Here is a 23767-nt window from a genome sequence, read left to right as displayed (position 1 = left end):
GAGGTGAACGATCTGTGGACAAGCTGGCGGGCGTCGGCGGATCGGGGTATCCCGGAGGCAGAGCCGCCCGACCGGAAGGATCCACGATGACGCAGCCGCCCTTCTCCCCGCCACCCGGCATCCCGGCCTCCGCGCCGGGTGCGCCTGCCCGCAATCCGCTCGGCCTCGCCGCACTCATCGTGGGCTCGGCCGGACCCGTGATCGGGCTGGTGTTCCTTCTCGTCCAGGCGGTGCTCGTCGCCCGCGGCGAGCTCTCGATGCTCGCCGTGGTCAGCACAGCGAACGGAGTGCTCGCAGCTCTGGCGGCGGTGGTGGCGGTCATCCTGGGTGTCATCGCCGTCACGCGCCGTGGGCGATCCCGGGTGCTCGCCGCGGCCGGCATCGCACTCGGAGCATCCGGTCTCGTCGGAGTGATCGGCACAGTGCTCTACGGGATCGTCGTGAACCTCTCACGGGTCTACGACTGAACGACCCGGCAGTTCGTGTGCGCACCCCGCAGAGAGGGCGGCACGAGCTGCCGGGTCGGCGACCTGGCGAGCGGCTAGGCCAGCTCGTTCGACTCCAGCATCTCGGTGACGAGCGCGGCGATCGCCGAGCGCTCCGAGCGGGTGAGCGTGATGTGCCCGAAGAGCGAGTGCCCCTTGAGCGTCTCGATCACCGAGGCCACGCCGTCATGCCGCCCCACCCGCAGGTTGTCGCGCTGGGCCACGTCGTGGGTCAGCACCACCCGTGAGTTCTGGCCGATGCGCGAGAGCACGGTGAGCAGCACGTTGCGCTCGAGCGACTGCGCCTCGTCGACGATCACGAAGGCGTCGTGCAGCGAACGGCCACGGATGTGCGTCAGCGGCAGCACCTCGAGGATGCCCCGGTCGATCACCTCGTCGAGCACGTTCTGCGAGACGAGCGAGCCGAGCGTGTCGAACACGGCCTGCGCCCACGGGTTCATCTTCTCGGCGGCGTCGCCCGGAAGGAAGCCGAGCTCCTGCCCGCCCACCGCGTACAGCGGCCGGAACACCATGATCTTCTTGTGCTGCTGCTTCTCGAGCACCGCTTCGAGACCGGCGCAGAGGGCCAGAGCCGACTTCCCTGTTCCGGCTCGACCTCCCAGCGACACGATTCCCACCTCGGGGTCGAGCAGCATGTCGATCGCGACGCGCTGCTCGGCCGAGCGCCCGTGCAGCCCGAACACGTCGCGGTCTCCGCGCACCAGCTGGAACGAGTCGCGTGAGGTCACGCGGCCGAGCGCCGAACCACGGTCGGAGTGGATGACGAGCCCCGTGTTCACGGGCATGTCACGCACCAAGGGGGTCGTCAGCTGCTCCTGGTCGTAGAGCTTCGACATCTCATCGGAGCCGAGCGTGATCTCGTCGAGGCCCGTCCATCCGGAGTCCACGGCGAGCTCGGCGCGGTACTCCTCGGCCGGAAGGCCGATCGACGCGGCCTTGACGCGCAGCGGCAGGTCCTTCGACACGACAGTGACGGCGAAGCCCTCGTTGGCGAGGTTCATGGCCACGGCCAGGATGCGCGTGTCGTTGTCGCCGAGTTGCAGCCCCGAGGGCAGCACCGAGGTGTTCGAGTGGTTGAGCTCGACACGGAGGCTTCCCCCCTCCGTGCCGACGGCGATCGGGAAGTCGAGACGTTCGTGCTGGATGCGCAACTCGTCGAGATTGCGCAGCGCCTGGCGCGCGAAGTACCCGATCTCGGGGTCGTTGCGCTTGGACTCGAGCTCGGTGATGACGATCACCGGCAGGACGACCGCGTGTTCGGCGAACCGGAAGATGGCTTTCGGATCAGACAGAAGAACCGAGGTGTCCAGTACGTAGGTCACCTCGGTCGTGTGCGTCGATCCGGTCGTGCGGGTGGTGCTGCGGGCATCCTTTCCGGTGTTCGTCCTGCTGGGCTTCTGAGTCATGGGCTCGGCCACATCCACTCCAACCCCGAGCGCTCGGCGCTCGGATCAGTAGGCGATCGGGCCACAGTGGAGGTCAGTCGAAACGTACTTATGTGGCCGTCTCGATCAGGCGCCATGCCTGATGAATCCGAAGCTACGCCCGATCCCGGATGCGCGGGTTACGACACACAGCCAAAGAGATTAACTTCGTGTTACACGGCTGTAATTCAGCCCGTTCCCTAGCCGCCGAAGCGGCGCTGGCGGCGGGAGTAGTCGCGGAGGGCGCGGAGGAAGTCGACCTCGCGCACGTCGGGCCCGAGTGCCTCCATGAAGTAGAACTCACTGTGCGCGGACTGCCAGAGCATGAAGTCGCTGAGCCGCTGCTCCCCCGAGGTGCGGATGACGAGGTCGGGGTCGGGCTGGCCGCCGGTGTAGAGGTGCTCGGCGATGAGCTCCTGGTCGATGGCCGCCTCGAGTTCGTCGAGGCCGTGCCCGAGCCCGCGGTGCTTCTGGATGATGCTGCGCACCGCATCCGCGATCTCCGATCGACCGCCGTAGCCGATGGCGAGGTTCACGTGCAGGCCGGTGTGCGAGGCCGTGCGCTCCTCCGCGGCGTCGAGCGCGGTGATCAGCGCCTCGGGCAGGCCCTCGTCTGTGCCCACGTGCTTCACCCGCCAGTCGCGGTAGTGGGAGATGTCGTCGGCGAGCTCGGCGATGATCTCGATCAGCTCGCCGAGCTCCTCGGTGGAGCGGTTCGTGAGGTTGTCGGTGGAGAGCAGGTAGAGCGTCACCACCTCGATGCCGAGGTCGTCGCACCACACAAGGAATTCCAGGAACTTCGCGGCCCCTGCCCGGTGCCCGTGCGCCACCGTCTCGAGCGAGCGCTGCCGGGCCCAGCGACGGTTGCCGTCGAGGATCATGGCCACGTGCTTGGGCAGCACCGAGCCGTCGAGGTGGCGGCGGATGCGTCGCTGGTAGAGACGGTAGAGGAGGCCTTTCCCGACCTTCTGCTGACTGTTCGACACACCGATACGCTACTCGCTCGCCCTGACCAGCACGTGCATCCGGCTCACGCCCGGCGCTCACCCGGCTTCCGTGCATCGCTCAGGCGTAGTCTGAGCGCATGGCCGCACGCGAGACCCCCGCCACCTCTCCCACCCCGGATGCGCAGCGCGAGTCCGCGGACGACGGCGGCCCCGAGCTGCCCCGGATCCCGCTGATGGAAGACGCGCTGGAGCACCCGGTCGCCGAGGTCAAGCCCACCTGGCGCGGCTGGATCCACGCGGGCACCTTCCCGTTCACGATCGCCATGGGCATCGTGCTGATCTGCCTCGCTCAGGGCGCGCCGGCCAAATGGGCGAGCGCGGTGTTCATGCTCACCTCGATGCTGCTGTTCGGCAACTCGGCCCTGTACCACCGCTTCAACTGGAAGCCGAAGATGAAGCTTCTGCTGAAGCGCATCGACCACGCGAACATCTTCCTGCTGATCGCCGGCACCTACACGCCCATCGCCGTGCTCGCGCTGCCGCCGGACAAGGGCGTGCTGCTGCTGAGCCTCGTCTGGGCCGGCGCCCTGCTCGGCATCGGCTTCCGCGTGTTCTGGATCGGCGCGCCTCGCTGGCTCTACGTCATCCTGTATCTCGCGCTCGGCTGGGCCGCGGTGATGTACCTCGTCGACATCTTCCACGCGAACCCGGCCTCGATGGTGCTCGTGATCGTGGGCGGACTGGCCTACACGGCGGGCGCGATCGCCTACGGGCTCAAGCGGCCGAACCCGTTCCCCGGGAAGTTCGGGTTCCACGAGATCTTCCACACGCTCACGGTGGTGGCGTTCCTCTGCCACTGGACCGCCATCCTGCTGCTCGCGATCAACCCGCCGTTCAACGGCTGACGGTCAACGGCTGGCGGTCGGGCCCGGCCCGGCGGCCTGCACGTTCGAGACCACCAGGGCGGCGAACTGCGGAAGCAGGGCCGTCTGTTCGGCCGGAACCCGCAGGTCGAACCAGGCGTTGTCGACCAGCACCGCGATCTCGGTTCCGTCGGGCGAGACGTAGGCCTCGCCGGGGTAGCCCGTGGTGGGGGTCCATGCCCCGCCGCCAATCGGTGAGGATGTCGTGAAGTACCCGGCGCCGCCCGGCAGCACGGAAGCCGACATCGCGCCGCCGGCGCCGGCGCCCGACCACGCGCATCCGTAGCCGCCGACCTGGGCGTTGCTGCGGAAGGTGGCGATGCGGAACTCGCCCTCGTAGCTGCGGAAGTTGTACATCGTCGGGTCTCCCGTGAGGTCGACCAGCTGCTGGGTGGTCGCCAGCCCGTCGCAGTCGGTCACTCCCGCGAGGTTCGGCCCCGCGGGCTCCCAGAGCGGCCCGGAGGCCCCGGCCCCGGCCACCGCATCGGCGACGGCCGAGAACCGTTCGCGGGCCGCACTCAGGGTGGACTCCGAGATGTCCAAAGTCGCCGGGACCACGACGAGTTGCACGCCGGAGCCCGCGACGCGATCGACGAGCGCGCACAAGGGGTAGCTCGTGCCGATGGTGCAGGCCTCTCGCGAACCCTCGCCGAACCCGGGGATCGTGGGATACGAGCCGAGATCGATGCCGTCTGAGGTGGCGCGGTAGTCCTCGGCGGTGACGTCGGGCACGATCGTCAGAACCACGGTCGGGGTGTAGGTGCCGTTCGGCGCCCCCGCCGGGGAGAGCCACCCGCAGAGGAGCGATCCTGCACGCTCGTCGGCGAAGCCGAGGGGACCAGGGGCGGCCGACGGCGCAAGAGGCACGAGCGGCATTCCCACCATTGCTTCGGCGACGGACTGCGGCAGCAGAGTGTCGCAGCTCAGCGGCACGCGCACCGGGGCCACGGTGGCCACGGGCGTGGGGGTGGGAGCCGGGGTCGGGGTCTGTGTGGGAGTCGGCGACGGGGAGGGTGTGTCGGTGACGACCACCGACGCAGGCCCTCCGCCGAACAGCGAGACGCCGCTCAGGGCGAGCGCGGCACCGCCGGCACCGAGACCGCCGACCACCGCCGCGGCGATGATCGCCACGCCGATGCGAATCTGACGCCGCCGGCGCACAGCGGGGCTCGCCTCGACCGTCTCCATGAGGAGATCACGGATGGCCGCGCTGCGGGCTGCATCGAAGGTCCGGTTCTCGGTCATTCCGCACCTCCCTGAATCGTGGTCTGCACATCGGTCGCATCGGCACCCGTCGCATCGATACCCGTCTCATCCGCACCCGTCAGCCCGGCGAGCCGGGACTTGGCGCGGGAGAGGCGCGACTTGACGGTGCCGGCGGGAACTCCGAGCACCTCGGCCGCCTCGCTCATGCTGAGCTCCTCGAGAACGCAGAGGGTGATGACGTTCTGGTCGGCCGCGCTCAACGACGCGAAGGCGCTGCGCACCCTCTCGTCGCGCCCGGCGCGATCGAGCCTCTCGCCGACCGCGTCGGCGTGATCGGGCTGCTCGTCGATGCGCGGGAGCGGCAGTCTCTCCAGTGCCGCCCGATACCGGCGCCGGCTGCGCTCGAGGTTGTGCACCACGTTGTTCGTGGTCACGAGCAGCCAGCCGATGACCGAACCGTCGACCACGCGCACGGCGTTCCGACGGCGCCAGGCCTCGAGGAAGACGAGCGCCGTCGCATCCTCGGCGTCGTGCGGGGAACGGAGCAGCCGCAGGGCCTGCCCGAACACGCGGTCGCGGTGGGCGTCGAACACGGCCGCGAAGGCCGCAGAGTCGCCGCCCCGCGCCGCAGCCCAGGTGTCAGCACTCGCGGTGCTCTGTTCCGTCCTCATATCCCCTAATGTCCGCTCGCCCCGAAACGGTTCCCTCGGGTGAGGAGACTACTTCGGTGCGTTCCCGCCGGCACTCGGCGCGCTCGGGGCGTCCGGCGCCGACGGTGTGCCGGCCGGATGCTCGGCGAGCTCCGCCTCGAGCTCCTCGCGCACCTGGGCGCGGTAGTTCACGCGGCGAACGCGGCGCACCATGTCGACGATCAGGCCGACGGTGACGATCGCGATGAAGAAGGTGGCGATGAAGCCGATGATGCCGGGGGTGACGTCGTCGGGGTTCGGCGTGGCCGGGTCGGTGGCGACATCCGTGGCCGCGAGCACGATCGAGACGAGCACGGGACTCATGCCTGGCCCTCGCCCTCGTCGGTGACGCCGTCGAAGAGATCCGTCTCAGGCGTCGGGGTGGTCACGCGCGCGTTCGCGAGCTCGAAGTCCTCATAGGGCCAGGCCCGGAACTGCAGATCGTTCGGCCAGAAGAAGAACGGATGGTCGGGCGCCACCTGGCTCGCGTGCGCCCGCAGCGCGGCATCCCGCACCGGGAAGAACCCGCCCGCCGGAATGCTCACGACCTCGAAGGCCCGGGCGTCTTTCATGCGCTCCCGCATCTCGGCGAACTGTGCGAGGAAGGGATGCTCGGGCTCTTCGACCGTCAGCAGTGCGACCACCGCCTCGAAGCGCGCCGGGTTCATCACGCGGTCGTAGTAGAGCTTCGACACCTCCCACGCCGGGCCCGCGTCGGGGTAGGCGGAGGCATCGGCCGCGGCCTCGTAGGCGAGCGCCGAGATGTCGTGGCAGCGGATGTGGTCGGCGTGCGGGTAGCCGCCGTTCTCGTCGTAGGTGATGAGCACGTGCGGGCGGAACTCGCGGATGAGCTTCACGAGCGGAGCGGCCGCGGTGGCGATCGGCGTGACGCCGAAGGCATTGGCCGGGATGACGTCGTCGGAGCCGGGTTCCTGGTAGCCGGAGTCGACGTAGCCGAGCCAGCGGTGCTGGAAGCCGACGGCGGCCTGTGCGGCGGCCATCTCCTCGCGGCGCAGACCCGCCATGTCGCGCTCGGCGCGGATGCGGGGCTCGAGCCCCTCGTTGAGCACCGAGCCGCGCTCTCCCCCGGTGCAGCTCACCACCATCACGTCGACACCGCGGTCGAGATAGTAGGCGTAGGTGGCGGCGCCTTTGCTCGACTCGTCGTCGGGATGGGCGTGCACAGCCATGAGGCGCAGCGTCAGCGGTCTCAACTCCTCGGAAATAGCAATTAGCCTGGTAACCAGGACCACCTCAAGACTAATTGCTTTACCCCGGGAGATTACCGCGTGAGCCTCGACGACGAACTGCAGCCGACGCCCGTCACGGCGCCGGCCGAGTCGGCCGAGTTGCAGAGCCGCTACGGCCGCACTCCGGGCCGCCGGTTCCGCGGCCGCGTGATCGCCTGGATCGCGGGCGCCGGCGTGGCCGTGGTGATCGCCGCCTGGGTGATCTGGGCGGGCCTGGACAGCAATCAGGCGAGCCTCGACACGCAGGACACCGCACACTCGGTGATCGACGCACACAGCGTGCAGGTCGAGTTCAACGTCACGGCGCCCCGCGGCAGCACCGTGAGCTGCGCCCTGCAGGCGCTCAACGACACCTTCGCGGTGGTGGGCTGGAAGGTCGTGGCGCTCCCCGCATCCGACAGCGCCACTCGCTCGTTCAGCGAGACGGTGCGCACGAGCGAACTGGCCTCGACGGGTTTGATTTACAGCTGTTGGCTCACATAGTCTTTCTTGATCGCTCGGGCCGGTCGGCCCGGGCGAACGCATGCCCGGCGCACGCGGGCGCGAAGGAGCAATTCGATGGCTGAACAGACCCCGGTCACCTTCCTGACCCAGGAAGCCTACGACCGCCTCGCGAACGAGCTCGAAGAGCTGAGCGGACCCGCGCGCATCGAGATCGCGAAGCGCATCGAAGCGGCCCGCGAAGAGGGCGACCTGAAGGAGAACGGCGGCTATCACGCCGCGAAAGACGAGCAGGGCAAGATCGAGGCGCGCATCCGCCAGCTCACGCTGCTGCTGCGCACCGCCGAGGTGGGCGAGACGCCCGAGAGCCACGGCGTGGTGGAGCCCGGCGTGGTCGTGAGCGCGCTCGTGGCGGGCGGCGAGGAGCGGTTCCTGCTCGGCAGCCGCGAGATCGCAGGCGCCGCCGATCTGGATGTCTACAGCGAGCAGAGCCCGCTCGGCGCCGCCATCATCGGCCTCAAGATCGGCGAGAAGACCACCTACACGGCCCCCAACGGGCGCGACATCACGGTGGAGATCACCGACGTCGAGACCTTCCAGGGCTGAGCCCCTCCTCGCGAGTCGCCGAAAAACGCCCCATCCGGACGGATATGGGGCGTTTTTTGGCGACTCGCGAGGAGGGCTACTGCTCGACGCGGAGCTCGTAGCCGGCGTCGCGGAGCTTCGCGATGACCTGGTCGCGGTGGTCGGGCCCGCGGGTCTCGATGTGCAGCTCGAGCTCCACCTGGCTGATCTGCAGCCCTCGGCCGTGCCGGGTGTGCTGCACCTCGACCACGTTCGCGTTCGCCTCGGCCACGAGCTCGGCGGTGCGGGCGAGCTGTCCGGGGCGGTCGGGCAGCATGATGCGCAGCTTCAGGTAGCGGTCGGAGGCGGCGAGACCGTGGCTGATGACGCGCTGCATGAGCAGCGGGTCGATGTTGCCGCCGGAGAGCATCACCACGGTGGTGCCCGAGTTCTTCACGAGCCCCGCGAGCACGGCGGCCACGGCCACCGCGCCGGCCGGCTCGACGACCTGCTTCGCGCGCTCGAGCAGCATCAGCAGCGCTCGGGTGATGTCGGCCTCGGTGACGGTCACGACCTCGTCGACGAGGCTCGAGATGATCTCGAAGTTCAGGATGCCGGGCTTGGAGACGTGGATGCCGTCGGCGATCGTGGGTGAGGTGACGATCTCGACCGGCTCCCCCGCGGCCAGCGAGGGCGGATAGGCCGCCGCATTGGCCGCCTGCACGCCGACGACGCGGATCGAGCGACCCTCGGCCGCCGCACGCTGCTTCACCGCGCTCGCGATGCCGGCGATGAGACCGCCGCCGCCGATGGGAACGACGACGGTGTCGGCATCCGGAACCTGGTCGAGGATCTCGAGGCCGATGGTGGCCTGCCCCATGATGACGTCGCGGTGGTCGAACGGCGGGATGACGACGGCCCCGGTGGACGCCGCGAACTCGGCCGCGGCACGCAGCGCCTCCTCGACGCTGTGCCCACGCAGGATGACGTCGGCCCCGTAGTGCTTGGTGGCCTGCAGCTTCGGCAGCGGGACGCCGATCGGCATGAAGATGGTGGCCTTGATGCCGAGCTCGCGCGCCGCGAAGGCGACGCCCTGGGCGTGGTTGCCTGCCGAGGCGGCCACGACACCGCGCTCCTTCTCGGCGTCGCTGAGGCTCGAGATCCGGTTGTAGGCACCGCGGATCTTGTACGACCCGGTGCGCTGCAGGTTCTCGCACTTCATGTACACCGGGGTGCCGAGCACCTCGGCGAGGTAGCGCGAGCTCTGCATCGGCGTGACCTGCGCCACGGCGGAGACGCGCGCCCGCGCACCCTCGATCTCGGCCAGGGTGGGGCCGGCGAAAACGGTGTCGGAATCAGGCATCGGTGGGCAGTTCCTTCTCGGGTGACGGTGGGGTGGTCGACGTCGCGCTCGGGGGCTCCGAGCCGTCGCCGGGCGGCGATGCGGAGACGGGCGGCGATGCGGGGTCGGGCGGCGATGCGGGGTCGGGCGGCGCGGTGCGCCAGGCTCCGCCGGCGACGTAGTTGATCATCACGTTGAGCGTGGCCACGAACGGAACGGCGAAGAACGCCCCGGGGATGCCCGCCACCATCGACCCGCCCGCGACGGCCAGCACGACGGCCAGCGGATGCACCTTGACGGCCGTTCCCATCACGAGCGGCTGCAGGATGTGCCCCTCCACCTGCTGCACGAGCAGCACCACGCCGAGCATGATGAGGGCGATCACCCAGCCGTTGTAGACGAGGGCGATGAACACGGCCACAGCGCCGGTCACGACGGCGCCGATGATCGGGATGAACGAGCCCAGGAACACGAGCACGCCGATCGGGATGGCGAGCGGCACCCCGAGGATCGCCGCGCCGACGGCGATGCCGACCGCGTCGATCGAGGCGACCAGGATCTGCACCTTCACGAAGCTCTGCAGCGTCGCCCAGCCGGTGCGCCCGGCGCCATCGACCGCGGCCCGGGCGCGCCGCGGGAACACGTGCACGAGCCAGGCCCAGATGCGCTTGCCGTCGATGAGGATGAAGAGCGTCGAGAACAGGGTCAGCAGCACGCCCGTGAGCACGTGACCGACGCTCGAGCCGACCGCGGCGGCGCCGGAGATGAGGGCCGAGCTGTCCTGCTGGATCGAGGTCCAGATCTGCGAGACGTAGTTGTTGAAGTCGGCTTCGGAGACCTGCAGCGGCGAACTCGCCAGGAAGGCCTTGAGATCGTTGAAGGAGGTGATCGACTGGTTGCGCAGATCGTCGAACCCGGAGTAGACCTGCGTCACCACCAGGAACAGCAGCCCCGCCACCACCACGATGGTGCCGAGCTCGGCGGTGGCGATGGCCGCCCAGCGGGGCCACCGGTGCCGCACCAGGAAGTTCTTGAACGGCACGAGCAGGGCCGAGAGCACCACGGCCACCAGCACCGGGATGATGAGCAGCCGCAGCTGCACCACGAGGAACCCGAACACGGCCAGCGCGGCGACGAGAACGAGGATGCGCCAGGACCAGGCACCGGCGATCCTCATGCCGAGCGGCACCGAGTCGTCAGCGGATCGCCTGGTCGTGCCGGTCTCTGACATGCCTCAATTCTATGGACGGACGTATGCGCCCGCCCGCATGCGTCCGAATCTCCCAGCGGCGCCGCCGGGATGCCCGTCGGCGCGGCCGTCAGCGGCCGGCGGGCACCCACGCCTTGACGGCCACCGGCGCCGGATCGAACTGCAGGAACAAGCGGGCATCGACGGACGGCACGAAGCCCGGCGCGTGCTGCACCGACACCACGGTGCCGTCCTCGAGCGCCACCGCCGTGCGCCGGATGGAGCCGAGGAAACTCGTCGACACCACCTCGACGGGTACGCCCTGCTCGGCGAACCGCAGGTCTTCCGGCCGCACGAAGGCCACCACCTCCCCCGCGGGGACCGCCTGGTCGATGAGCGGCAGCGTGACGCCGCACACCGTCACCCGGCCGCCCGAGACGGTGCCGCGCAGACGGTTGCTGAGGCCGACGAACTCGGCCACGAACGGCGTCTTCGCCCGGGCGTAGAGCTCTTCAGGAGCACCGATCTGCTCGATCGTGCCGGCCCGCATCACGGCCACCCGGTCGGCGACCGCGAGGGCCTCCTCCTGGTCGTGCGTGACGAAGACCGTGGTGATGCCGAAGTCCTGCTGGATGCGCCTGATCTCGTCGCGCAGCTGCACCCGCACCCGCGCATCCAGAGCCGAGAGCGGCTCGTCGAGCAGCAGCACCCGCGGCTCCGTGACGAGCGCCCGGGCGAGCGCCACCCGCTGCTGCTGGCCACCCGAGAGCTCGTGGGCGTAGCGGGCGCCGAAGTCGGCGAGGCCCACCATCTCGAGGGCGGCGGCGGCCCGGGAGCGGCGGTCCGCCGCAGGGACCCGGCGCATCCGCAGACCGAACTCGACGTTCGCCAGAGCCGTCATGTGCGGGAAGAGCGAGTACGACTGGAACACCATGCCGATGTCACGCTTGCGCGCCGGCAGGCCCGAGACGTCGGCGTCGTCGATGAGCACGGTGCCGCCCGAGGCCGCTTCGAGCCCCGCGAGCACGCGCAGTGCGGTGGTCTTGCCGCACCCCGAGGGCCCGAGCAGCGCCACGAACTCCCCCGGCTCGATCACGAGGTCGATGCCGTCGAGCGCGCGCTGGCCGCCGCCGAACTCCTTCACGATGCCGCGCAGCTCGACGCGCGCGCCCGCCTGGCGGCCCGGGGAGCCCGAGGCGGTGCCGGCCGGAGAGATGGTCTGCGTCATGCGGAGCCTTTCGGAGTGGAAGCCGGTGCCACCGGCGGGAGAGCGGATGCGGCGGCGCGACGGCGCGAGCGGCGCCCCGGCCGCCCTCCCCCGCCGATGAAGCCGATGGCGAGCAGCAGCACGAAGGCGAAGAGCAGGGCGAGCAGAGCGAAGATCACCGCGATGAAGGGGTCGGCCTTGTTGACCACGAGCAGCGCCGTCTGGAGGTTCACCCGGTTCAGCAGCGCCGCGATGGTGAACTCGCCGAGCACCACGGCCACCGAGATGAACGAGGCGGCGAGCAGACCCCGGCGGATGTTCGGCACCACCACCGTGAACAGGATGGTGAGCCAGCCGGCCCCGAGCGAGCGTGCCGCCTCGCTGAGCGTCACGACGTCGACCGCCACCAGGTTCGCCTGGATGGAGCGGTAGGCGTAGGGCAGCACGATCACGCCATAGGCGAAGGCGAGCGTCCAGACCCCGCTGCCGAACATCTTCGACACGACCGAGTACACCGGCGCGAGCCCCACCACGAGCACGATCGCCGGGATCGTGATGGGCAGCAGGCAGAGGAACTCGAGCACCCGCTGCAGCTGAGGGAACCGGATGCGAACGAGCACCATGGTGGGAACGAGCAGCACCAGCATCACCAGCACCGTCACCACCGCGAGCAGCAGCGAGTTGCCGAGCCCCGTGAAGATGGGCTTGAACTCGGGCGTGAGCCCGCCGCCGAACACCGTGGCCCAGCGCGCGAAGTCGTGGCCGCCGTCGACGCCCTTGCGGAGGGTGAACTCGACCATCGCGACGATCGGCACCAGGAAGAGCGCTCCGATGACGGCCACGATCACCCAGCGGGCGACGCGGCCGGGGCCGGGATGCACGGTGCGCAGACGGGCGGCGCCGGCCCGGCCGGCGGCCTGCGGGCGGCTCATCGCTGCCACCGCGCGGCCCGGCGCATGAGCAGGGAGTAGACCGTCATCACGACCACCATCACGACGATCATGCCGAGCGCGAGCGCACCGGCGAGGTTCTCGCGCCCGAGCACGGTCTCGCTCGTGAGCGCCGCCCGGATCTGCAGCGGCACGATCTGCGAGCCCTGGCTCGTGAGCGCAGCCGCCGTGGCGAACGAGGAGAAGGCGTTCGCGAAGAGCAGCAGCAGGCATCCGAAGAACGAGGGCAGCAGCACCGGCACACCGATGTGCCGCCAGTAGCTCAGGATGCCGCCGCCGAGCATCGCGTTCGCCTCGGCCCACTGCGGCTTCAGGCTCTCCAGGGCGGGCGAGAAGGTGATGATCATCAGCGGAACCTGGAAGTAGATGTAGGGCAGGATCAGCCCCGGGGTGTCGTAGAGCCACACGCCGTCGGCGAAGATGTCGACACCGAAGCTGGTGCGCAGCCAGACCGTGATCATGCCCTGGATGCCGATGGTCGCCACGAAGGCGAAGGCGAGCATCACGCCGCCGAACTGGGCGAGAACGCCGCTGGCCGCATCCACGATCGAGCGCAGCACCCCGGTGGGCTTCGCACCGAGCAGGGCGTAGCAGAACAGGGCCCCGAGGAGGGCGCCGATCACGGCGGTGAGCGCCGAGAGCCAGAGCGAGTTGCCGAAGGTGCGGAGGATCACCGGGTCGCCGAGAGCCGTGAGGTTGTCGACGGTGAAGGCTCCGTGCTTGTCGACGAAGCCGGTGACCAGCGCGATCACGGTCGGCAGCGCCAGGAACAGCACGATGTAGGCCGTGAACGGGATGAGCCCGAGGACGCTGCCCGAGAGCAGCGAGGAGAAGCGAGGGCGCGCCCGAGGGCTCCGGGGCGGTGTTGCCGCCCCGGAGCCCTGTGCACCCGCGACCGGACGGAGGGTGTCGGTCATGTCGTTCGCGTCAGGAGGCCGGAGCCTACTGAACCGCGGCCGCCCACTTCTGGCCGAGCAGAGCGGATGCGGCGGCGGCCTGTGCGGCGTCGGGCACCACGGTCTTGTCCGGGCTGGCCGGCAGCGCGGCGAACAGCGTCTTGTCGATCGTGCCCGCGGCGGCCATGGCGTCGGCGCGCACGGGGCGTGCCCCACCGGCGAGCCAGAGGTTCTGCGCCTCGTCGCTGTAGAGGAACTCCTGCCAGAGGCGGGCGGCGGCCGGGTGCGGCGCATCCTTGCTCACGGCCTGGTTGTAGTAGCCGGCGTAGCCCGTTCCGGGGAGCAGAACGACCTTCCAGTCGCGCTGACCCTGGAGGCCCTTTCCGTAGCCGACGTTGAGGTAGTCCCAGTCGAAGACGACGGGGGTCTCGCCCGAGGCGATCGTGGCGGGGGTCGGGTCGATCTTGAGGAAGTTGCCCGCCTTGTTCAGCTCGGAGAAGAAGTCGATGCCGGGCTGGAAGTCGTCGACCGATCCGCCGTTCTGCACGGCGGCCATGCCGACGGCGGCGAAGGCCGCTCCGGCCTGCGTCGGGTCGCCGTTGATGGCGATCTTGCCCTTGTAGGCCGAGCCGAGCAGGTCCTTCAGGCTTGTGGGCGCGGGCACGGCGGCGGGGTCGTAGCCGATGGCCATGTATCCGCCGTAGTCGCCCACCCAGAGGCCGCTGGCCTCCTTGAGCGCATCCGGGATGTCCGACCAGGTGGCCACCTGGTAGGGCGCGAACTGGTCGGTGTTGGCGAGCGCGACCGCGGCGCCCACGTCGAAGACGTCGGGGGCCGTGTCCTGACCCGCGAGGTTCTTGGCCGCCTGGATCTCCTCGGCGCTCGAGGCGTCGGGGGTGGCCTCGTTGATGGTGATGTCGGGGTACTTCGCGGCGAAGGCGTCGAGCACGGCTCCGTAGTTGGCCCAGTCGCGCGGGAGCGCGATGACGTTGAGGGCGCCTTCGGCCTTGGCCGCGGCCTCGAGCCCGGCCAGACCGCCGAACGCGTCGAGGTTGGTGGCGGTGGCCGCGTCGGCGGCGCCCGAGGTCGACGAGGCGGTCGACGCGGACGAGCATCCGGCCAGCCCCAGGGTGAGTGCCACGGCGGCGGCGATGCCGGCCGTCGCGATGCGCTTCGTGAACACGATGTCCTCCATGGAGTCGGCCCGCGGGCCGCCCGCGCTGTGTGCGGGCAGTTCGACGCCGTTGTGCCGACAACCGGGACAGTAGGCAGCCGACCGGGCGGGCATCCGTCTGGCCCCTGAATGGGGGATGAACGAGAAGTGACGAGCGTCGGCGGTCGGTGTCGGATGCTCTGGGTAGGGTCGTAGTCGTGGTCGACACTCTCTCCCCCGCTCTGGCGCGCCGCGTGGCCCTCGCCGCGCAGGGGTTCGGGCGGCCTCCGGCGAACACGGCCAGCACCCGGCAGTTCGGGCTGCTGCTGAAGCGGCTCGGACTGCTGCAGATCGACTCCGTGAACGTCTACGAACGCAGCCACTACCAGCCGGTCTTCGCCCGGCTCGGCCACTATGACAAGGCGCTGCTCGACAAGCTCACCTACGGCAAGACCGTCACCGAGTTCTGGGCGCACGAGGCCTCTTTTTTGCCGATCGAGACGCTGCCGCTGATGGCCTGGCGCAAGGGCGACTACCGCGACTACTACGCCGCGCATCCGGATTCCTGGGGGGCGTCGAACCCCGAGACCCTGGCCTGGCTCCTCGCCGAGCTGGCCGAGAAGGGCCCCATGCGGGCGAGCGAGATCGAGCACGAGTCCAACCGGAGGCAGGGGCCGTGGTGGGGCTGGTCCGACATGAAGCGCGGGCTCGAGACGTTGTTCCGGCAGGGCGACGTGGTGTCGGCCGGGCGGGTGCGCTTCGAGCGGGTCTACGGGCTGCCCGAGCAGGTGCTGCCCGAGGCCGTGCTGAACACGGAGGTGCCACGGACCGACGCCGTACGCCAGCTGATGTCGATCTCGGCGCGCGCCCACGGGGTGGGCACGGCGAGCGACCTGGCCGACTACTTCCGGCTGAAGACAGTGGATGCGCTGCCCGCCATCGCCGCGCTCGAGGAGGACGGCGAGCTGCTGCCGGTGACGGTTCCCGGCTGGAAGAAGAAGGCGTGGCTGCACCGCGATGCGCGGCTCCCCCGCCGTCTGGAGACCGCGGCGCTGCTCTCCCCGTTCGACCCCGTGGTGTGGGAGCGCGAGCGGGCGCTGCGGATGTTCGACTTCCACTACCGCATCGAGATCTACACCCCGCAGCCCAAGCGTGTCTACGGCTACTACGTGCTGCCCGTGCTGATCGACGATCGCATCCCGGCCCGCCTCGACCTGAAGAGCGATCGCCAGAACGGCGTGCTGCGCGTGCAGGCGGCCTGGGCGGAGCCCGGCCTCGTGGCCGACGACGTGCCGCGGATCGCCCAACTCGTGCGGGAGGCGGCCGCCTGGCAGGGCCTGCCCGGTGAGATCGTGGTGGCCGGCCCCGGCACCCTCGCGCCCGCGCTGGCCGCCGAACTCAGGCGGGCCTGAGCGGAGGGCTAGAAGCTGCCGCCCATTTCGTGGAGGCGCTTCACGCGGTCGGGGATCGGCGGGTGGGTCGCGAAGAGGCGGTCCATGATGCCGGGCTTGTTCGGGTCGGCGATCCACATGTGGGCCATCGAGGTGGACTGCTTCTGCAGCGGGCGCCCGTAGGCGCCGAGCTTCTCGAGGGCGCTGGCGAGCGCATCCGGGTGGCGGGTGGTCATGGCGCCCGTCGCATCCGCGAGGTATTCGCGCTGGCGGGAGACGGCGAGCTGCACCACGGTGGCCACGATCGGGGCGACGATGATGGCGACGAGACCGAACACGAGCACGATCGGGTTCTGGTTGTTGTTGTTGCGGCCGAAGAAGGCCATGCGCAGGAACATGTCGGCGATGAAGCCCACGGCCACCACCAGCCCGAACACGATCATCGAGACGCGGATGTCGTAGTTGCGCACGTGGCCGATCTCGTGGGCCATGACGCCCTCGAGCTCGGCGTCGTCCATGAGGTCGAGGAGGCCGGTGGTGGCGGCCACGATGGCGTGCTGCGGGTCTCGGCCGGTGGCGAAGGCGTTCGGCGCCGGGTCGTCGATGACGTAGACCTTGGGCATCGGGGTGCCGGTGGTGATCGACAGGTTCTCGACCACCCGCCAGAGCCGCGGGTTGTCGCGCTTCTGGATCTCACGGGCGCCGCTCATGGCCAGGGCCTGGCCGCTGGCGGCGAAGTACTGGATGAGGGCGTAGGCGATCGCGACGATGAGCGTGATGATGACGATCGACCAGCTGCGGTAGATGATGCTGGCGAGGTAGCCGAGCCCGCCGATGATCAGCAGGAACAAGGCGATGATGATGACGGTGTTGCGCTTGTTCTTGGCTATGGCGCTGTACATGGAGCCGTTCTAGCTGCTCGGGTGTCGTTGATCGGCGTGCGGGTCAGAACTGCACGCGCGGCGGCTCCGCGATGGCGGCGACGTCGGAGACCTCGAAGAACTCGCGCTCGGTGAAGCCGAGGTTGCGGGCGAAGATGTTGTTGGGGAACACCTTGATCTTGGTGTTCAGCTCGCGCACACCGCCGTTGTAGAAGCGACGGGAGGCCTGCACCTTGTCTTCGGTGTCGACGATCTCGGCCTGCAGCTGCAGGAAGTTCTGGCTCGCCTGGAGCTGCGGGTAGGCCTCGGCCACCGCGAAGATGCTCTTCAGGGCGGTCTGCATGTGGTTCTCGGCCACGGAGGCCTCGGCCGGGCCCTGGGCGCTCAGTGTCTCGGCGCGCGCCTTGGTGACGTTCTCGAACACGCCCTTCTCATGCGCCGCGTAGCCCTTGACCGACTCGATCAGGTTGGGCAGCAGGTCGGCTCGGCGCTTCAGCTGCACCGTGATGTCGCTCCAGGCCTCGTCGACGCGCACATTGAGGGTGACGAGGGAGTTGTAAGTCGCCCACAGGTAGATGCCGACGATGAGCACCAGAACGACGACGATGATTACCGGGATGAGCCATTCCATGCGCTGAGTATATCGACCCGACGCCCGTCGATCACGGGGATGCAGGCGTCCTCACAGCATCCCGCGGCCGCCGCACGATGGCCCGCGTGCGCCGAGACGACGGAGGTGTATGCCGACGACGGAGTGGAGATCCGTCGTTCGCGTGAATCGGGTCGAGACTCCGTCGTTTGGGGAGTGGGGGTGGGTGGAGTCAGGTGCGCGACTCGGCGACGAGGCGCAGCCAGGCGTAGGAGTCTTTGGGGGTGCGGGTGAAGTCGTCGAAGTCGACGTGCACGAGGCCGAAGCGCTGGGTGAAGCCGGCGGCCCACTCCCAGTTGTCCAGGAGCGACCAGACGTAGTAGCCGCGCAGCGAGATGGCCGAGGCCGGGCCGCCGCCGGTCACCGCGCCCACGGCGGCGTCGAGGTGGGCCGCGAGGTAGTCGATGCGGGAGCCGTCGTGCACGTGGGGTTCGCCGGTCTCGGGGTCGAGCTCGACCGCATCCGCGAAGCTCGCGCCGTTCTCGGTGATGAACACGGGCGGCAGCAGCGAGCCGTAGCGCGTGGCCAGCTCGTCGAGCGCCGTGCCGAGGAACTCGGGCGCGATCGGCCAGCCGAAGCCCGTGCGCGGGAACTCCGGCCAGGGTGCCAGGTGGAAGGGCAGCGACGCCATCGCGTCGGAGGAGCCGTCAGGGGTGGCGCTCCCGCCGGAGCCCGCCGCGATCTTCGTCGGCGCGTAGTAGTTGAGGCCGTAGAAGTCGAGCTTCTCGGAGATCACCGCGAGGTCGGCCGGGTCGACCTCGGCGAGCGCCGAGAACAGCGCCTCGAAGCCCTCGGGCGGCGCCGGGTAGTGCCCGAGCAGCACCGGGTCGGCGAAGACGCGGTTGTGCAGCAGGTCGAACAGCTCGGCGAAGGCCGCATCGGCCTCCGAGCCGGTGGCCGGCACGACGGGCGAGTGCACGTTGACGATGCCGATACCGCCCTGCACGCCGGCCGCCCGCAGCGCCTGCACGGAGAGCCCGTGGCCGAGCAACTGGTGGTGCGCGGCGGGCAGCGAGTTGAACAGGCGGGTGGCGCCCGGGGCGTGCACGCCGAGCGCATAGCCGTCGAGCGTCACCGTGGCCGGCTCGTTGACGGTGACCCAGCGGCCGATGCGGTCGCCGAAGCGCTCCCCCATCGCGTGCGCGAAGTCTCCGAAGCGCAGCGCGGTGTCGCGCGCGAACCAGCCCCCGCGCAGCTCGTTCGGGGTGTCCCAGTGGAAGAGGGTGGCCATCGTGTCGATGCCGGCGGCGGCGAGCTGGTCGAGCAGCCGCTCGTAGAACTCGACCCCGGATGCGCGCAGCGCGCCCTTGCCCTCCGGCTGCAGCCGCGGCCAGGCGAACGAGAAGCGGTAGGAGTCCACGCCGAGGTCGTGCAGCAGCGCCACGTCCTCGGTCGTGCGATGGAAGTGGTCGGTGGCGCGATCGGCCGTCGACCCGTCGAGGATGCGGCCGGGCTGGGTGGTGAAGGCATCCCACACCGACTCCCCGCGGCCTCCCTCGTGGGTGGCCCCCTCGATCTGGAAGGCGCTCGTCGCGGCGCCGAGCACGAAGCCCGCCGGCAGACGGCCGCCGAGGTCGCGCGCGAACTCGCGGCGCTCCTCCGGGGACATGGCGGGCATGGTTCAGGCTCCCAGCACTCGGTCGAGGTAGGCGTTGGAGAACATCCGCGCCGGGTCGAGTCTGTCACGCAGGGCCACGAAGTCGGCGTGCCTCGGATAGAGCGCTCCGAGCGCGGCGGCGTCGAGCGTGTGCAGCTTGCCCCAGTGCGGCCGCCCGGCGTGCCGGGCCATGATCTCCTCGACGGCCTCGAAGTATTCCGTGTGGCTCTCGCGAAAGTAGCGGTGCACGGCGATGTAGCCGCTGGCCCGGCCGGAGGCGGTCGAGAGCCAGAGGTCGTCGGCGCGCGCGTTGCGCACCTCGATCGGGAACGAGATCCTCCAGCCGCGCGACTCGATCAGCTCGTCGATCTCGGTGAGCACGACCGGCACGTCCGCCGCCGGCACGGCGTACTCCATCTCACGGAACCGCACGGTGCGCTTGGTGGTGAACACCTTGTGCGAGTGGTCGGAGAAGGAGCGGTTCGACCAGAGCCGCTCGGCGAGCGCGTTGACGCTCGGCACGATCGCGGGCACCACGGCCCCGGCGGCGCAGGTGACCCGGTAGACGCCGTTGGCCAGGAAGGTGTCGTCGACGAACACCTGGCGCCGGGTGAGCGGCCGGCGCGTGACGGATGCCGCGGCCCGCGTGTTCGTCTTGGTGACGGCCGTGCGGGTGCCCGGGAACCAGTAGAACTCGAAGTGGTCGGCGCCGCCGATGTGGCCGTCGAGGTCGCCGATCACCTCCGCCAGCGGCAGCGGCCGCTCGACGGCCTCGAGCACGAAGGCCGGCACGCACTGGAGGGTGACCTCCACGATGATGCCCAAGGCCCCGAGCCCCACGGCCGCCGCCGGGAGGAGCTCGGCGTTCTGGTTCTCGTCGATCGTGAGCAGTTCGCCGTCGGCAGTGACGAGCGTGAGCCCCACCACCTGCGTGGAGATGCCGCCGAAGTCGCGGCCGGTGCCGTGGGTGCCGGTGGAGATCGCGCCCGAGATCGACTGCCGGTCGATGTCGCCCATGTTCTCCATGGCGAGCCCGTGCGGTTTCAGCAGCCGCGGCAGCTCGAACAGGCGCGTTCCGCCGAGGAGCGTGACGCGCATCCGTTCGCGGTCGACGGCGACGATGCCGCTCAGCTCGTCGAGCTCGAGCAGCACCCCGGTGGCCACGGCGATACCGGTGAAGCTGTGGCCGGCGCCCACCGCCTTCACCCGCAGGCCGGTGCGTGCCGCGGCCCGCACGGACCGCTGCACCGCCCCGATCGAGGAGGGCCGCTCCACCCGCACCGGTTTCACCGTCTCGGTGCGCGCCCAGTTGCGCCACACGCCGTTCGCCGCCGTCACAGGAACGCCTTCCCTTCACCGCGGTAGCTCGGCACCACGTCGATCACCTTCTCGTCCTCGACCACGCAGAACTCGTTCACGTGCTCGGAGAGCTCGCCCGACTTGGTGTGCCGGAGCCACACCCGGTCGCCCGTGCGCAGCGCCGCAGCACCACGGCCCGAGAGGGGCGTCTGCACCTCGCCGGCCATCTCGCGCGCCTGCATCCTGGTGTTGCGGGGCCACACGATCTCGGGCAGCCGGTCGGCGGCGGGCGGCCCGGATGCGACCCAGCCGCCGCCCAGCAGCGTCGCCATCTCGGGCCGGGGCTTGCGCACCACCGGCAGCGCGAACGCGGCCGCCGGCGCCGGGGCGAAGCGCGAGTAGGTGTCGAACAGGTGCCCGCCGAAGAGCCCGCTGCCGGCCGCCACCTCGGTGACAGAGGGGTCGGCGCTCGTGCTCTCGAGCGACCCGGTGCCGCCGCCGTTCACGAACTCGAGCTCGGCGATCCGCCGCACCGCCGCCACCACCGCGCCGCGCCGCTCGGCGAGCTCGGCGACCGAGCGGGACTGCATCCAGTCGATCACCCGGCCCATCGCCGGCTTACCCGCCGGGCGATTGCCGACGCCCGCGATCTGCGACTCGTAGGCCATCATGCCCACGAGCGCGAAGCCGGGGCGCGAGACCACGGCGTGCGCGAGCGCCTCGGCCTGCGAGACCGTGGAGATCGGCGAACGCCAGACGCCGAGCCGGCCGAGACCCGGGGCGGTGTAGGAGGCGTCGAGCTCGATGGCCACGCGGAGCGCCGGCCGCGCGCCGGGCGCGATGGCGGCGTCGATGAGGTCGAGGTGCTCGACCGAGTCGATCATGAGGGTCACGCGCGCGGCCAGCGTCTCGTCGGCGGCGAGCGCACGGATGGCGGCGCGGTCGACGCTCGGATACCCCACCACCACGTCGGTGACCGTCTCGGCCAGCCAGAGCGCCTCGGGCAGCGTGTAGGCGAGCACGCCGGCGTATCCCGGCAGCGCGAGCACCGCATCCTGCACCGCCCGCACCCGGATGGACTTGCTCGCCACCCGGATGGGCATGCCGCCGGCCCGCCCGAGCATGTCGCGGGCGTTGTGCACGAGCGCCTCGAGGCCGATCACGGCCACGGGCGGCTCGCGGTCGGCCGTGGCCTCGGTGAGGCCGCGCCAGTAGCGCTGGCCGTCGCGCCAGGCGCCGGGGTTGGCGGGGGTGCGGGACAGGTCGAGGGTCATCGGACGCTCCTCACGCGCGAGACGGCGAACGCTCCGGCGAAACCGAAGATCGCCGAGAGCAGGAACAGGGCGGGGAAGCCGCCGAGCAGGGCGACCACGAAAGCGCCGAGCAGGGGCGCGATCGCCTGCGGCACGGCCGTGGCGATGTTCATGATGCCGAGGTCTTTTCCGCGGGAGGCGGGGTCGGGCAGCACCTGGGTGGCGAGCGCCTGGTCGACCGAGAGGAAGCAGCCGTAGCCGAGGCCGAGCAGGGCGGCGCCCACCATCGTGACCGTGAGGTCGGGCACGAAGGCGAGCAGCAGCGCCGCCACGGCCTGCAGCACGGCGGCGACGAGCACGAACACCCGGCGGCGCCGCAGCTTGTCGGAGAGCGCACCGGCGCTGATCGAGGCCACCACCACGAAGATCGTGTAGATGACGATCAGCACGAGCAGGTCGTCTTCGGCGGTCGGGTCGTTGAGGCCGTACATCAGGAAGTAGAGCAGCAGCGTGGTGCCGAGCGCGTTGCCGATGTTGACGAGGATGCGGCTGAGCAGCGTCCAGCCGAAATCCGGATGCGCGCGCGGGCTCACCCACATGCTCTCGACGAGCGCGCGCAGGGTGAGCGGCGGCCGGTCCTCGGGCCGCAGTCGCGCATCCGGCATCCACAGGCAGAACGGGCCGACGAGCAGCAGCAGGAGCACGGCCACCGCGGTGTAGCCCAGGAACTGGCCGGTGAAGAGGGTGGTGGCCAGCAGCACGCCGAGGATGAGGCCGACGGCCTGCGGTGCCGAGATCCAGCTCGAGACGAAGCCGCGCTGATCGACCGGCACCTGGTCGGAGATGCTGGCGGTCAGGGCGGCCGAGAGCACGCAGAAGCCGATGATCGCGAGCGTCCAGAACACGCCGATGCCGAGCAGGTCGACCTGGAAGCCGAGGAGGAAGAGCGCGAGCGCGAAGAGCACGGCACCGCCCGCGATCCAGGGGCGGCGACGGCCGAAGCGCGAGGTGGTGCGGTCGGAGAGGGCGCCGGTGACGGGGAAGGTCACGAGGGCGAAGACGCCGGCGATCGCCGAGATCACGCCGAAGGCCACCACGTTGTCGGTCCAGCTCGCCGCTCCGAGGCGCTGCTCGACCTGCAGTGGCAGCAGCAGCTGCACCGGGGTGAGCTGCGCCATCCAGATGCCGAGCCAGGAGGCGCCGAACAGGGCGATCCACAGCCCTCCGACCCGGCGCACGGGCTCCGAGAACACGCCCGGGGCGGCCTCCTCGCGTTCTGTGGTCATGACGCTTCTCCTCTGCGGGTCGTGGGGGTGGTGCCGGTGAGGGTGGTGCGTGAGGTGGGGTCTGTCGGGGCGGCGGCGGGCGGCGGATGCACGCCCTCCGCAGCCAGGGCGCGCGCGGCGAAGGCGATGGTGCGGCGCGCGCGCCCGTCGTCGCCGTCGGCGAGCCAGGCGAGCGTGATGCCGTCGGTGAGGGCCACCAGGTCGGCCGCGAGCTCGGGCAGGGGCACCCGCCACGAGCATCCGGTGCGGTCGGCGGCCTCCCGAAGCGACGCCACGGCCAGTTCGCGGTAGCGGGCGTACTGACGCTCGGCGAAGCCCTGCATCGAAGGCGTGCGCATGGAGTACTGGGTGAGTTCGAACATCGCGCGTTCGCGCAGCGGGTTCTCGCGCACCTGCTCGAAGTAGCGCAGCAGGCCCAGTTCGAGCAGGCGCTCGAGATCGGTGCCGGCTTCGGCGGGGAGGGCGAGCACCACCTCTTGGTTGCCGACCACCACGTCGACGAGCTGGGCGAGCAGCTCCTCGCGCGACTCGAAGGCGTAGTGGAAGCTCGCGAGCTTCATGCCCGCCTCGTCGACGATGGCCCGGGTGGTGGCACGGCTCACGCCCTGGCGAGAGATGACCGCGAAGGCGGCGGAGAGCAGGATGCTGCGGCGCTCGGCCACGGGCATGCGCGCCATGCTCCCCCTTCGCGTGCCTCGGGACGATGGAGTGGGTCATCTGACCC

At 70.3% G+C, this 23767-nt stretch carries 24 protein-coding genes; 5 read left to right on the top strand and 19 right to left on the bottom strand.

The features are described from left to right. Positions 1–86: 86 nt before the first annotated feature. A complete protein-coding gene (locus VD659_RS10615) occupies positions 87–467 on the top strand; it encodes a hypothetical protein (protein WP_423261054.1) in 381 nt (126 codons plus the stop codon). A 74-nt stretch (positions 468–541) separates the two neighbouring features. On the opposite strand, the gene VD659_RS10610 is transcribed toward VD659_RS10615, so the two are convergent. After that, complete coding sequence (locus VD659_RS10610; protein WP_423261053.1) at positions 542–1912, bottom strand: PhoH family protein; 1371 nt, start codon at positions 1910–1912, stop codon at positions 542–544. 218 nt (positions 1913–2130) lie between these two features. Further along, entirely contained in the window at positions 2131–2916 is a 786-nt protein-coding gene (locus VD659_RS10605; protein ID WP_137836435.1) for an isoprenyl transferase, read from the bottom strand. A 194-nt stretch (positions 2917–3110) separates the two neighbouring features. Here VD659_RS10605 and trhA point away from each other — a divergent pair, with 194 nt between their 5' ends. Further along, positions 3111–3782, top strand: coding sequence for a PAQR family membrane homeostasis protein TrhA (gene trhA / locus VD659_RS10600; protein ID WP_423261099.1), 672 nt, complete (start codon positions 3111–3113; stop codon positions 3780–3782). 3 nt (positions 3783–3785) lie between these two features. On the opposite strand, the gene VD659_RS10595 is transcribed toward trhA, so the two are convergent. Genes VD659_RS10595 through mca form a run of 4 tightly spaced genes read right to left on the bottom strand, consistent with a single transcriptional unit; the run spans position 3786 to position 6885 of the window. Beyond that, positions 3786–5045 carry a hypothetical protein gene (locus VD659_RS10595; protein ID WP_423261051.1) on the bottom strand — a complete coding sequence of 420 codons (1260 nt, stop codon included), beginning with the start codon at positions 5043–5045 and terminating at the stop codon, positions 3786–3788. Continuing rightward, complete coding sequence (locus VD659_RS10590; RefSeq protein WP_423261050.1) at positions 5042–5677, bottom strand: RNA polymerase sigma factor; 636 nt, start codon at positions 5675–5677, stop codon at positions 5042–5044. The genes VD659_RS10595 and VD659_RS10590 overlap by 4 nt, the downstream gene beginning before the upstream one ends. Before the next feature lie 48 nt (positions 5678–5725). After that, complete coding sequence (locus tag VD659_RS10585) at positions 5726–6019, bottom strand: hypothetical protein (RefSeq protein WP_423261049.1); 294 nt, start codon at positions 6017–6019, stop codon at positions 5726–5728. Beyond that, entirely contained in the window at positions 6016–6885 is an 870-nt protein-coding gene (gene mca / locus VD659_RS10580; protein ID WP_423261048.1) for a mycothiol conjugate amidase Mca, read from the bottom strand. The genes VD659_RS10585 and mca overlap by 4 nt, the downstream gene beginning before the upstream one ends. A gap of 99 nt (positions 6886–6984) precedes the next feature. On the opposite strand from mca, the gene VD659_RS10575 reads away from it, so the two are divergent. Then, positions 6985–7428: a DUF4307 domain-containing protein gene (locus VD659_RS10575; RefSeq protein WP_423261047.1), complete on the top strand. Its 444-nt coding sequence runs from the start codon at positions 6985–6987 to the stop codon at positions 7426–7428. Positions 7429–7503: 75 nt separating this feature from the next. Further along, complete coding sequence (gene greA / locus VD659_RS10570) at positions 7504–7992, top strand: transcription elongation factor GreA (protein WP_137837475.1); 489 nt, start codon at positions 7504–7506, stop codon at positions 7990–7992. Positions 7993–8068: 76 nt separating this feature from the next. Here the strand turns inward: greA and ilvA are convergent, their stop codons facing one another. The 6 genes from ilvA to VD659_RS10540 all read right to left on the bottom strand — a co-directional run bounded on the left by ilvA (position 8069) and on the right by VD659_RS10540 (position 14729). Next, complete coding sequence (gene ilvA, locus VD659_RS10565) at positions 8069–9313, bottom strand: threonine ammonia-lyase (RefSeq protein WP_423261046.1); 1245 nt, start codon at positions 9311–9313, stop codon at positions 8069–8071. After that, positions 9306–10523 carry an AI-2E family transporter gene (locus VD659_RS10560; protein WP_423261045.1) on the bottom strand — a complete coding sequence of 406 codons (1218 nt, stop codon included), beginning with the start codon at positions 10521–10523 and terminating at the stop codon, positions 9306–9308. Before VD659_RS10560 ends, ilvA begins: the two co-directional genes overlap by 8 nt. Before the next feature lie 88 nt (positions 10524–10611). Next, positions 10612–11709, bottom strand: a complete 1098-nt coding sequence (locus tag VD659_RS10555) for an ABC transporter ATP-binding protein (protein WP_423261044.1) — start codon at positions 11707–11709, stop codon at positions 10612–10614. Further along, positions 11706–12629: an ABC transporter permease gene (locus VD659_RS10550; RefSeq protein WP_423261043.1), complete on the bottom strand. Its 924-nt coding sequence runs from the start codon at positions 12627–12629 to the stop codon at positions 11706–11708. Before VD659_RS10550 ends, VD659_RS10555 begins: the two co-directional genes overlap by 4 nt. After that, the gene (locus VD659_RS10545) at positions 12617–13555 is read right to left on the bottom strand and encodes an ABC transporter permease (RefSeq protein WP_423261042.1); all 939 of its coding nucleotides are present in this window, start codon (positions 13553–13555) and stop codon (positions 12617–12619) included. Before VD659_RS10545 ends, VD659_RS10550 begins: the two co-directional genes overlap by 13 nt. A gap of 25 nt (positions 13556–13580) precedes the next feature. Next, a complete protein-coding gene (locus VD659_RS10540) occupies positions 13581–14729 on the bottom strand; it encodes an extracellular solute-binding protein (protein ID WP_137837470.1) in 1149 nt (382 codons plus the stop codon). A gap of 176 nt (positions 14730–14905) precedes the next feature. On the opposite strand from VD659_RS10540, the gene VD659_RS10535 reads away from it, so the two are divergent. Beyond that, the gene (locus VD659_RS10535; RefSeq protein ID WP_423261041.1) at positions 14906–16099 is read left to right on the top strand and encodes a winged helix-turn-helix domain-containing protein; all 1194 of its coding nucleotides are present in this window, start codon (positions 14906–14908) and stop codon (positions 16097–16099) included. An 8-nt stretch (positions 16100–16107) separates the two neighbouring features. Here VD659_RS10535 and VD659_RS10530 read toward each other — a convergent pair whose 3' ends face one another. The 7 genes from VD659_RS10530 to VD659_RS10500 form a co-directional block, all read right to left on the bottom strand. Continuing rightward, entirely contained in the window at positions 16108–16980 is an 873-nt protein-coding gene (locus VD659_RS10530; protein WP_423261040.1) for a M48 family metalloprotease, read from the bottom strand. A gap of 43 nt (positions 16981–17023) precedes the next feature. Next, positions 17024–17590 carry a LemA family protein gene (locus tag VD659_RS10525; RefSeq protein WP_137837467.1) on the bottom strand — a complete coding sequence of 189 codons (567 nt, stop codon included), beginning with the start codon at positions 17588–17590 and terminating at the stop codon, positions 17024–17026. Positions 17591–17780: 190 nt separating this feature from the next. Beyond that, the gene (locus VD659_RS10520) at positions 17781–19226 is read right to left on the bottom strand and encodes a glycoside hydrolase family 1 protein (protein ID WP_423261039.1); all 1446 of its coding nucleotides are present in this window, start codon (positions 19224–19226) and stop codon (positions 17781–17783) included. A gap of 3 nt (positions 19227–19229) precedes the next feature. Further along, on the bottom strand, positions 19230–20543 hold the full coding sequence (locus tag VD659_RS10515; RefSeq protein WP_423261038.1) for a D-arabinono-1,4-lactone oxidase: 1314 nt from the start codon (positions 20541–20543) through the stop codon (positions 19230–19232). Continuing rightward, complete coding sequence (locus VD659_RS10510) at positions 20540–21778, bottom strand: alanine racemase (protein WP_423261037.1); 1239 nt, start codon at positions 21776–21778, stop codon at positions 20540–20542. The genes VD659_RS10515 and VD659_RS10510 overlap by 4 nt, the downstream gene beginning before the upstream one ends. Beyond that, on the bottom strand, positions 21775–23043 hold the full coding sequence (locus tag VD659_RS10505; protein ID WP_423261036.1) for an MFS transporter: 1269 nt from the start codon (positions 23041–23043) through the stop codon (positions 21775–21777). The genes VD659_RS10510 and VD659_RS10505 overlap by 4 nt, the downstream gene beginning before the upstream one ends. Further along, complete coding sequence (locus tag VD659_RS10500) at positions 23040–23720, bottom strand: TetR/AcrR family transcriptional regulator (RefSeq protein WP_423261035.1); 681 nt, start codon at positions 23718–23720, stop codon at positions 23040–23042. The genes VD659_RS10505 and VD659_RS10500 overlap by 4 nt, the downstream gene beginning before the upstream one ends. Positions 23721–23767 lie beyond the last annotated feature (47 nt).

The organism is Herbiconiux sp. 11R-BC, from assembly GCF_049472555.1.
In the GTDB taxonomy this organism is placed as follows: Bacteria; Actinomycetota; Actinomycetes; order Actinomycetales; family Microbacteriaceae; genus Herbiconiux.
This window is presented reverse-complemented; position numbering and strand designations above follow the sequence as displayed.

Excerpts from the sequence above, each read along its gene's own strand:
- mca (WP_423261048.1), bottom strand. The coding sequence starts at position 6,885 with ATGGCTGTGCACGCCCATCCCGACGACGAGTCGAGCAAAGGCGCCGCC.
- VD659_RS10610 (WP_423261053.1), bottom strand. The coding sequence starts at position 1,912 with ATGACTCAGAAGCCCAGCAGGACGAACACCGGAAAGGATGCCCGCAGC.
- VD659_RS10530 (WP_423261040.1), bottom strand. The coding sequence starts at position 16,980 with ATGTACAGCGCCATAGCCAAGAACAAGCGCAACACCGTCATCATCATC.
- VD659_RS10585 (WP_423261049.1), bottom strand. The coding sequence starts at position 6,019 with ATGAGTCCCGTGCTCGTCTCGATCGTGCTCGCGGCCACGGATGTCGCC.
- VD659_RS10545 (WP_423261042.1), bottom strand. The coding sequence starts at position 13,555 with ATGACCGACACCCTCCGTCCGGTCGCGGGTGCACAGGGCTCCGGGGCG.
- VD659_RS10595 (WP_423261051.1), bottom strand. The coding sequence starts at position 5,045 with ATGACCGAGAACCGGACCTTCGATGCAGCCCGCAGCGCGGCCATCCGT.
- VD659_RS10505 (WP_423261036.1), bottom strand. The coding sequence starts at position 23,043 with ATGACCACAGAACGCGAGGAGGCCGCCCCGGGCGTGTTCTCGGAGCCC.
- VD659_RS10500 (WP_423261035.1), bottom strand. The coding sequence starts at position 23,720 with ATGGCGCGCATGCCCGTGGCCGAGCGCCGCAGCATCCTGCTCTCCGCC.
- VD659_RS10555 (WP_423261044.1), bottom strand. The coding sequence starts at position 11,709 with ATGACGCAGACCATCTCTCCGGCCGGCACCGCCTCGGGCTCCCCGGGC.
- VD659_RS10560 (WP_423261045.1), bottom strand. The coding sequence starts at position 10,523 with ATGTCAGAGACCGGCACGACCAGGCGATCCGCTGACGACTCGGTGCCG.
- VD659_RS10615 (WP_423261054.1), top strand. The coding sequence starts at position 87 with ATGACGCAGCCGCCCTTCTCCCCGCCACCCGGCATCCCGGCCTCCGCG.
- ilvA (WP_423261046.1), bottom strand. The coding sequence starts at position 9,313 with ATGCCTGATTCCGACACCGTTTTCGCCGGCCCCACCCTGGCCGAGATC.
- greA (WP_137837475.1), top strand. The coding sequence starts at position 7,504 with ATGGCTGAACAGACCCCGGTCACCTTCCTGACCCAGGAAGCCTACGAC.
- VD659_RS10525 (WP_137837467.1), bottom strand. The coding sequence starts at position 17,590 with ATGGAATGGCTCATCCCGGTAATCATCGTCGTCGTTCTGGTGCTCATC.
- VD659_RS10520 (WP_423261039.1), bottom strand. The coding sequence starts at position 19,226 with ATGCCCGCCATGTCCCCGGAGGAGCGCCGCGAGTTCGCGCGCGACCTC.
- VD659_RS10590 (WP_423261050.1), bottom strand. The coding sequence starts at position 5,677 with ATGAGGACGGAACAGAGCACCGCGAGTGCTGACACCTGGGCTGCGGCG.
- VD659_RS10540 (WP_137837470.1), bottom strand. The coding sequence starts at position 14,729 with ATGGAGGACATCGTGTTCACGAAGCGCATCGCGACGGCCGGCATCGCC.
- trhA (WP_423261099.1), top strand. The coding sequence starts at position 3,111 with ATGGAAGACGCGCTGGAGCACCCGGTCGCCGAGGTCAAGCCCACCTGG.
- VD659_RS10510 (WP_423261037.1), bottom strand. The coding sequence starts at position 21,778 with ATGACCCTCGACCTGTCCCGCACCCCCGCCAACCCCGGCGCCTGGCGC.